The organism is Ruegeria atlantica (assembly GCF_001458195.1).
GTDB classification, from domain to species: Bacteria; Pseudomonadota; Alphaproteobacteria; order Rhodobacterales; family Rhodobacteraceae; genus Ruegeria; species Ruegeria atlantica.
Genome location: NZ_CYPU01000047.1, coordinates 21,855 through 30,700, shown reverse-complemented (window position 1 = coordinate 30,700; position 8,846 = coordinate 21,855). Strand labels below are relative to the sequence as shown.

General features: G+C 54.0%; 7 protein-coding genes. 3 read left to right on the top strand and 4 right to left on the bottom strand.

Annotated elements, in window-relative coordinates; genetic code table 11:
- Positions 1 to 63 precede the first annotated feature (63 nt).
- On the top strand, positions 64 to 1,224 hold the full coding sequence (locus tag RUA4292_RS14895) for an IS30 family transposase (RefSeq protein WP_058278317.1): 1,161 nt from the start codon (positions 64 to 66) through the stop codon (positions 1,222 to 1,224).
- Between the two features lie 84 nt (positions 1,225 to 1,308).
- Here the strand turns inward: RUA4292_RS14895 and RUA4292_RS14890 are convergent, their stop codons facing one another.
- From RUA4292_RS14890 to gltS, 3 genes are all read right to left on the bottom strand, one after another.
- Entirely contained in the window at positions 1,309 to 3,243 is a 1,935-nt protein-coding gene (locus RUA4292_RS14890) for a DUF3604 domain-containing protein (protein WP_082637133.1), read from the bottom strand.
- A 403-nt stretch (positions 3,244 to 3,646) separates the two neighbouring features.
- Positions 3,647 to 4,024 (bottom strand): cytochrome c, encoded by a 378-nt coding sequence (locus RUA4292_RS25330; protein WP_267885458.1) that lies wholly within the window; start codon positions 4,022 to 4,024, stop codon positions 3,647 to 3,649.
- Between the two features lie 442 nt (positions 4,025 to 4,466).
- Entirely contained in the window at positions 4,467 to 5,699 is a 1,233-nt protein-coding gene (gene gltS, locus RUA4292_RS14880) for a sodium/glutamate symporter (protein WP_058272842.1), read from the bottom strand.
- Between the two features lie 327 nt (positions 5,700 to 6,026).
- Between gltS and RUA4292_RS14875 the strand changes: the two genes are divergently transcribed.
- The gene (locus tag RUA4292_RS14875) at positions 6,027 to 7,187 is read left to right on the top strand and encodes an IS30 family transposase (RefSeq protein WP_058278315.1); all 1,161 of its coding nucleotides are present in this window, start codon (positions 6,027 to 6,029) and stop codon (positions 7,185 to 7,187) included.
- A 92-nt stretch (positions 7,188 to 7,279) separates the two neighbouring features.
- A complete protein-coding gene (locus tag RUA4292_RS14870) occupies positions 7,280 to 7,966 on the top strand; it encodes a hypothetical protein (protein WP_145974965.1) in 687 nt (228 codons plus the stop codon).
- A 114-nt stretch (positions 7,967 to 8,080) separates the two neighbouring features.
- On the opposite strand, the gene RUA4292_RS14865 is transcribed toward RUA4292_RS14870, so the two are convergent.
- Complete coding sequence (locus tag RUA4292_RS14865; RefSeq protein ID WP_058271395.1) at positions 8,081 to 8,788, bottom strand: IS6 family transposase; 708 nt, start codon at positions 8,786 to 8,788, stop codon at positions 8,081 to 8,083.
- Positions 8,789 to 8,846: the final 58 nt, after the last annotated feature.

Genomic DNA, 8,846 nt, shown 5'->3' with positions numbered 1-8,846 from the left:
GTCCGGCGGTTTCAACTGATCGATGCAACACTTTAATCTTTTTGGAAAGATGGAGTGTAAGCCATGGCCTATCGTCGTCGCATATTTTTCACAGACAAACAGAAGTCAGAGATATGGGATCGATGGCAACGCGGAGAGTCGATGAGTTCTATAGGGCGGCTTTTTGATCGCGAGTCGTCTTCGATCTATCCACTCCTTGCTCGCACTGGCGGCATTCGCCCGCCGGCCCGCGTCAGATCCCGGCGCGCTCTGACACTCTGCGATCGAGAGGAGATATCGAGGGGCTTACGTGCGAGGGTCTCGATACGGTCGATTGCCCGTGCTTTGAACCGATCGGCGTCCACAATCAGTCGAGAGGTCCGACGTAATGGTGGTGCCAAACATTACCGTGCAGCGCCCTCAGATGCTGCGGCCTGGGACCGAGCCCTCCGCCCAAAGCCCTGCAAACTGGAAGGCAATGCCTATCTCTGTCGGGCGATATCAGCCAAGCTGAAGCGCAATTGGTCCCCACAACAAATCGCAGGCTGGTTGATGCGCGAACATCCCGATGATGAAGGTAAAAGGGTCTCGCATGAGACAATCTATCGAAGCCTGTTCATCCAGACCCGTGGCGTTCTTAAGAAGGAATTACTGGCACATCTGCGCGCCACCAGGTCCATTCGCCGATCCCGTCACGCCACCTTGAAGCGCAGCGGATTGGGCAAGTTCAACGATGCAGTTTCTATCCGGGAGCGCCCCGCAGAGGCCGAGGATCGTGCCGTGCCAGGACACTGGGAGGGAGATCTGATTGCGGGTTCCGGCAACAGCTTCATCGCCACACTGGTTGAACGCCACACCCGGTTTGTGATGCTGGCCAAGGTCAGCAACAAAGACAGCCACAGCGTCATTCAGGCGCTCATCAAGCAGTCTCGCAAACTACCAAAAGAACTGTATCGTTCTCTGACATGGGATCGTGGAACAGAAATGGCCGGGCATAAGACGTTCACCCTGGCGACGGATATCGATGTCTTTTTGTGTGAACCACACAGCCCATGGCAACGCGGCACAAACGAAAACACCAACCGCCTGCTGCGACAGTACTTCCCAAAGGGCACGGACTTGTCGATACATAGTCAGGCAAAGCTCAGTGCTGTCGCAAGGCAGCTCAACGAACGACCTCGAAAGACGCTCAACTACGAAACACCAGCCGAGCGTTTCAATGCATGTGTTGCATCGACCCATTGAGACCGCCGGACAAACCTGACAGTCGCCAAAATATGGATGAGGCGGCTCCAAAAGGTGCCGCCAACAAAATTTTCTCAAGTGTTCTTAGCCAGGCGTGTACCAGATTGGCGATGTGTAGGCTCGCTCCGTCGTGACCATTGGAACGTAATCTGGCATCTCTACACCGAAGCGATTGGCTTCATAGGCTGTCCAGCGTGGCGTAGGGATTTCAATCACTCGAGCGTAGTAGAAAGCTGGGATCGAAGGATCAAAATCTGGGTCTTCCCAAACAGCAACTAACTCTGGCGCACCAATAGTGTTTGTCCAGGTTGCATTGGCCACATCCACTGTATTGCCCACATCTGGCAATATACCATTGGCATCTGGTTCTCTGTCGCCAGACCAGACGACATCAAAAACCTTTTCCCTCGTCTCGCCCGTCTCAGGATCAAGCCAGCCTTTGACAATCTGTATCCGGTCGAGATTGCCCGAAATCGGATCTTTCAATGCGGCGACCAGAAATGTGGGACTTTGCGCATCTGACGTGGCGCCAAGGTTACCTCCCATTGGCACGCCCTTGCGGTAGCCCGCGTCGGCCGGCAGGCGGGATAGCGCATCCTCTTCAGTGAAGTCATAACCGCCGAAGAAGCGGACGCCGATGCGCGACCCTGTTGTGGCATAAGTCTCCTTGCGCATCATAGCGTCAAAGATAGCTTCCCGCGTGTTTTCCGTAGCCCAGACTGCGCCAAGACCTCCTGCGGCTTGTTTCCAACCGAAGATTGACAACTCCGGATCTGGCGCTTCGATCACGAGATGCTCCCAGCGGTTTGGCTCGGGCTCAACACCGGAATGCTTGCCAAAGAAGTTGTCTTCTTGTGCTGTCGCCATGGCCGTGTGGCTATCTGTGGCGCCGACCATACCAAACTTGAAAGGGTTTATGCCAAGGTCAGCTTCGATCTGCATGCCGCGTTTAAGTGCTTCGCGCGCGTATTCTCCTGCAAGCATATCTGGAGTTTTGATTTCAGTACCATTCAGGTTGGCAGCATCCCAAGTGTCATGATCCGCGAAAGCATCGTCCGGGCTCAGGAAGGGGTGCGCTTCGCCGTCCCCCTTGATCTGAGTGGCCTCATACAACGGCTCAAAACGCGCTCGCATGCTGGCAATCTCTTCAGTAAGTGCTGAACCGTCATAGGCATTCATTGAAAACATGCGGCCGTTTGAGAGGTTGCCATTGTGTGCGATGGCCAAAACTTCGCCGCCCGTTCGTTCTTCATACTCTGCAAGAAACTCCCACAAGTCTTCAGGGTTTTTGCTGTCGTATTGCGAGAAGGGCCGCGTCTGGCTTGCGCGTAATGGACCATCGCGGAAAAGCACATTGCGGTGCAGGTTGTTCGCGCCTTCGGTGGTATACTCATATCCGATGATGGAGGTGAACACTCCGGGTTCATTAAACTGTTCGGCGGTTTTGAGGTAATTTTCCCAAGCGTGTTTAATAGCCTTTGGGTTGTCGATGGGTGGCTCGTCGCCTGAAAGGGACGCAACAATCTCCATGGCGGTATTGAATGCCAGTTGAGGATCGCCTGCGGTGAGGGCTTTATACCAGATGCGCCCCTGTTCGTTGGCAAGCACCTGAGCATCTCCAGCTAGTAGCTGCGGCATAAGACCATACATTTCTGCATGATCAGATACCACAAGCCAATCGAGTGGTCGGGAAAGCTTGGCGCGAAGCCCATGAGTAGTGGTAACCTCCTCGCCACGGGCAAAGCGGAAAGCATCTGCTTGGCTGAGGCGATTCATCGTACCAGCATCTACCGACACTTCAGTATGTAGATGAGAGTCGCCCCAGAGTGGTCGCGTTGGAAAGTTGCGCCCCGCATATGGTGAAAAGGCATCCGGCGCCAGAACGACCTCGGTGTCTTCCTGTTCTGTTTGAAATTCTTGGGCAGCGACGGTGGAAATGCCGAAAGCCAATGTAGCGAACACCAAGCTCGTAACTATTCCAGGCTTCAAACTAGAAGATCGAATGTATGTTTGCGCCACGTTTCCCTCCCAACTTCACTTTTGTTGAGCAAACATAAGACCACATGCCTCCGATCGCATAGAAATTTTTTATTGGTCTCGCTGAGCTCTGTCTTAACAAGCGCAACCGAATCTGTCCGCTTTGGGCTCGGTGCGGTCATCCGACTGTTTTTCTCAGATGACGGCTAAGCGCCGCTAAGCGGTCGTTCGGTCACGAAAAACCGAGCTTTCTGCTTTCAATGACCGCTTTGCGCGATAGCAGACGCTGGTGAAAATGGCGCTATGACCGCTCCGCGGACAAAACCGCCGTTTTCCGTATTGTTGTGTGAGCTGCTTTAGCTCAACTAATTCAACTGAGCTAAAGCATGAAAAACAAAGATGGCTTAGGCCAAATCGATTTTCTGTCCGTCTGCTCCTACCTTTTTCAGGGAAGGTTAGACCCTGACGCTGGATCCTGCAGTGCCTCAAGGTAGTTTGCGATCTCGATCAGCTTGGTCGGCATAAGGAACGGCTCGCTATTTCCCGGATCGAACTCACTCATTTCATGGTCCAAAATGTCTACAATAACGGGCATATCCTCCCGCGGTAGGGTATTGCGGGAATACCCGCTCAGTATCTCCATAACCTCAAGGGCGGGCCACATACCGTCGCGTCGGGCTGCAATCTTAGTCAAATCCGCCGGCTTTGTGCTCAAACGCACTGCTGCAGGCCCATCGCCCTTCCCATCAACACCATGACAAGACACGCAGTGCTGCATGTAGAGTGTTTTGCCGGCACTTGTGGTTTCTAAGGTGGTTCCCATCAAAACAAACGGAACCAAAAGCAGCCAATACTTCATAAGGGCGATCTTTCTGAAACTGTGCGCTAGCGTTAACGCTTAAGGAAAACGGAAACTTTGATCTCGGTCAAGGGACCTATCATGGATCAAGCAATGACAGATCGAAGCCATTCGCATCCATGCGAGCGCAAGTGGGGATACTTCGCGAGTTAAAACGGTTCTGGGTCAGGTTCCTGCTCTGCATCCCTTGAGAGACGGCGACAAGCGGAAACAGACTGTCAGAAAACGGCGGCGAAGGTCTGGGTTGCGGGCAAAGGCAGCCACTGGTTTTGGTCTTCAAGCTTGTCCGGTTGGTAGACCAAAGCTGCCGACCGAACAGTGAGGGTGAGTTTCTGATTGCAACGGCCTTACGAGCCCCGCACAAATGGCAACCCGTATTGTCCAGCTGCTTCTGGTGTGTGCAACACTAGAAGACAGAGACCACCCACTTGATGATCACCGCGTTGGCTAGGTCGACGAAGAAAGCAGAGACAAGTGGAAGTACTATGAAGGCAACTGGTGATGGGCCGTAACGCTGGGTGACGGCGGTCATGTTGGCGATCGCGGTGGGCGTGGCACCGAGCGAGAAGCCCGCGAACCCCGCCGAAAGAACCGCAGCAAAATAGTTGCTTCCCATTAGGCGGAACACAATAAGGATGATGAACAAGGTTGCGGCCAGTGCCTGAAGAGTCATTGTTACGGCCAATACGCTCGCGCTCGAAGCCAAGGTCCATAGTTCCATAGACATCAGCGACATTGCGAGAAAGACCGACAGGCTGAACTCCGAGATCAGGTTGGTTGCACTGCTACGCGGGCTGAGACTGCGCCTTGGAAATAGCACAGGGAGAAGGTTGGCCAACAGTATCCCGCTGATCAGGCACGGAACAAATAGGGGCAGTTTTACTCCTGCGGCCTCGAGCGCCTCAAAGGCCGAAAATCCGATCGCGATGGCCACGTGAATCCACAAGATGCTCGACATGATCGAGGTTTGGGTAATCCCGGTGTCGTCGTCGCCCGCCTTACCTGTCGCTGCCGTTGGGACATGTCCATGTGTAGGGCTATCAGGAACGAGGTGATGTCTCTGAATCAGGTACTTGGCGATAGGGCCTCCGATTACGCTCGCCAGGATCAGGCCGATGGTCGCAGCTGCAATTCCAAGCTCGGCTGCGCCTTGGACTCCGAAGTCACTTTGAATTGTGGGCCCCCAGGCAATTGCCGTTCCATGGCCGCCGATGAGCGACGCCGTACCAAGCAGAACGCTAGCTTGGGGAGCAAGCCCGAATATGCTAGCCCCGATAAAGCCCACCAAGTTTTGAATGAGCATGAAGGCGATAGTCAGCCCAAGTAAAATCGCCAGAATGGGTCCTCCTTTCACAAGATCCGAGACTCGGGCGTTCAGCCCGACCGTGGTAAAGAAGTAGACGAGCAGAAAGTCTCGGGCAGAGAGATCGTATTGGATCTCGCGCCCAGTAACCAAAACGACTCCAAGCGCGATGAGCGCTGCCACTAACCCCCCACTTACCGGTTCTGGAATGCTGTAACGCTGCAGGAGTGGGTACCGGCGTGTCATCCTGGCGCCGAGGAAGTAGACGACGATCCCGAGCGTGAAGGCACCAAAGCTCTGTACTACGATAGGCTCAAGCAATGCGTTTGGCTCCATGTTCGCTCCTTTGGCATTTTTCCGCACAGTCGCCAGACACCCGGCTACCTAGATCTATCGCCATTTCTGGCCATTCCGCGACTATACACGATACCAGCGCCGCGAGGTCCGCTGAGGGGATGGGAAAGCCCTGGAAAGGTCCCCAACGACGAAATCCTCCCCAAGTACATACCTGCCAATATACACAACCGTCAGAAACCCGATTTGACGTGAATCAAGCGATTACAACAACCAATGAACTGCGACGGTCGGAAAGACCGCTCTGCGGGGCGGTTTCAACGGGTCGACGCAACACTTTAATCTTTTTGGAAAGATGGAGTGAGCATCATGAAGTATCGTCGCCGCATATTCTTCACGGACAAACAGAAGTCAGATATTTGGGATCGATGGCAACGCGGGGAGTCGATGAGTTCGATTGGACGGCTGTTTGATCGCGAGTCGTCTTCGATTTATCCGCTGTTGGCTCGCATTGGCGGCATTCGCCCGCCGGGCCGTGTCAGATCCCGCCTTGCGCTGACACTTTCCGAGCGAGAGGAGATTTCCAGAGGCTTACGAGCGCGGGCCTCGCTTCGTTCAATTGCCCAAACATTAAAGCGACCGGTATCCACAATCAGTCGAGAGGTCAGGCGCAATGGTGGCACCGAGGACTATCGTGCTGCGCCATCAGATGCAGCAGCTTGGAACCGTGCCCTGCGCCCAAAGCCGTGTAAGTTGGCCGGGAATGTCTATCTCTGTCGCGCAATATCGGCCAAGTTGATCCGCAAATGGTCCCCGCAACAAATCGCAGGCTGGCTGATGCGCGAACATCCCGAAGATGAAGGCAAGCGCGTCTCGCATGAGACAATCTATCGAAGCCTGTTTATCCAGACACGTGGCGTACTTAAGAAGGAATTGCTGGCACATCTGCGCGCAACGCGATCCATACGCCGGTCTCGCCACGCCACCTTGAAGCGCAGCGGGTTGGGTCGGTTCAACGATGCGATATCGATCCGAGAAAGACCGGCAGAAGCCGAAGATCGAGCCGTACCAGGCCACTGGGAGGGAGACTTGATTGCAGGCTCCGCCAACAGCTTCATCGCGACACTGGTCGAGCGACATTCGCGTTTTGTCATGCTGGCTAAGGTGAGCAACAAAGACAGTCACAGTGTCATTCAGGCGTTGATCAAACAGTCACGCAAGTTGCCCGAAGAGCTTTATCGCTCCCTGACCTGGGATCGCGGAACCGAGATGGCCGGGCACAAGACCTTCACCTTGGCGACGAACATCGATGTCTTTTTATGTGAACCACATTCGCCGTGGCAACGCGGTACAAACGAAAATACCAACCGCCTGCTGCGACAGTACTTTCCAAAAGGCACAGATTTGTCGATACATAGTCAAGCAAAGCTGAGCGCCGTCGCAAGACAGCTCAATGAACGACCTCGAAAGACGCTCAACTACGAAACACCTGCCGAGCGTTTCAATGCATGTGTTGCGTCGATCCGTTGAAACCGCCGGACGAAACAGACGTTACTAAATGCGACTAAGCGTTGTCCGCCCAATTACTCTAGATTGCATGCGCACTATCTGCCGGAAATCTGATGCTCGATAACTTCGGTCTTTGGCTATACTGGCTGACAAACATCTTTGAAACTGCGAAGCGGTGTGGCAACGTTTTGGCTATCCTGCGAAACTGTGTGATACTTTGCAGACTTCCATCATCAATTTCATTGGGAGAAGACATGCTAACCAAACTTCTTGTGCCCGCATTTTTCTTGATTTTGCCCGCGCTCAGTTTTGCTCAAACAGCTGAGCGCAGCGTGACCATCGAAGCCGACGCGACAGTTAAGTCGGTTGATCCGGACACTCGGCTTATCGTGCTGCAAAACTCAGAGACGGGCGAAGAAGAGACCATTGTTGCAGGACCGGAAGTCGTAAACTTCGACCAAATTGAAACAGGCGACACAGTCAAAGCGGTATACACACTGGGGGTAGCCGCAACCATGGCGTTCCCCGGCGAGGTTGACAGTATGGTTGAATTGGAAGGCCAGGCTGCAGAGGGATCAACACCGGGCGTAGCTGCCGGAACGATGGTCACGTTAATTCTGACTTTTGTTTCATTCGACGCCGCGAACTCAATCGCCACTGTGACAGACAGCAGCGGCACTGAACAAATGATCGAGGTTGAAACGGATGTTGGTCGTGAGTTTGTTGAACAGCTTAGCCCGGGAGACAGAGTAGCTCTGAGCTTCACGGAAGGTCTCGCGGTGGGAATTGTTGAAGAATAGGCGTCCGCGGCGTAGCTTCATCAGGCCTACCTTATGTTTCTTTTACCGCCACCATTGGAACGGTGCTGTCAGACGAATTCGAACCAGTCTCAGTTTGCCGCGGAAACCGTGAACCTATCCGGAACAAAGTTGACGCCACTCGCTAAGAGCGGCGGTGCGTGTCAGCTTGAAGGTGTCCCGGCTGGTGAGCGATCTTTCCTGGTTGAAGTGGTTGTAGACCGAGGAATGGACGGAGGCGAATTTCTGCAAACTTCGCATGCGCCTGAAACGCTGCATCGCGCGCTCACGTCGTCGAAACGGCAGGTGCGAGTTCTCGACTCGGTTGTTGAGCCACCTGCCCGTTTGCTGTTTTTCGAATGCACCCAGTTCTCTGAGCGCGGCTCTGTATGAGGCGAAGCGATCCGTGACGACGGTTTCCGCTTTGCCGTGTCGCTTCATTAACTTCTTGAGGAATTTCAGTGCAGCCTGCTTGTTTCGGCGTTTGGTAACAACGACTTCCAGCACCTCGCCTTCGTGATCAACAGCCCGCCAAAGATAATGCCGCTTGCCATTCACCTTCACGAAAACCTCGTCCACGTGCCACTTCCATTTGGAGAACGCGCGCAGCTGCTGAACACGCTTCTGCCTTATCTCAGCAGCAAACATCGGGCCAAACCTATTCCACCAATATCGGACAGTTTCGTGGCTCACATCGATGCCTCGCTCGTGCAACAGATCTTCGACATTCCGAAGCGATAGCGGGAATCGGATGTACAACATCACCGCAAGGCGGATGATCTCGGGACTGGTTTTGAAGTATTTGAAAGAGGCAGGCCTGGTCATGGGCAAAAGCTACGCAACCGCCCTGCCCCGCTCAAGCAAAGTTCTTCTGACAAGACCC

Excerpts from the sequence above, each read along its gene's own strand:
- RUA4292_RS14895 (WP_058278317.1), top strand. The coding sequence starts at position 64 with ATGGCCTATCGTCGTCGCATATTTTTCACAGACAAACAGAAGTCAGAG.
- RUA4292_RS14865 (WP_058271395.1), bottom strand. The coding sequence starts at position 8,788 with ATGACCAGGCCTGCCTCTTTCAAATACTTCAAAACCAGTCCCGAGATC.
- RUA4292_RS14875 (WP_058278315.1), top strand. The coding sequence starts at position 6,027 with ATGAAGTATCGTCGCCGCATATTCTTCACGGACAAACAGAAGTCAGAT.
- gltS (WP_058272842.1), bottom strand. The coding sequence starts at position 5,699 with ATGGAGCCAAACGCATTGCTTGAGCCTATCGTAGTACAGAGCTTTGGT.
- RUA4292_RS25330 (WP_267885458.1), bottom strand. The coding sequence starts at position 4,024 with ATGGGAACCACCTTAGAAACCACAAGTGCCGGCAAAACACTCTACATG.
- RUA4292_RS14870 (WP_145974965.1), top strand. The coding sequence starts at position 7,280 with ATGCTCGATAACTTCGGTCTTTGGCTATACTGGCTGACAAACATCTTT.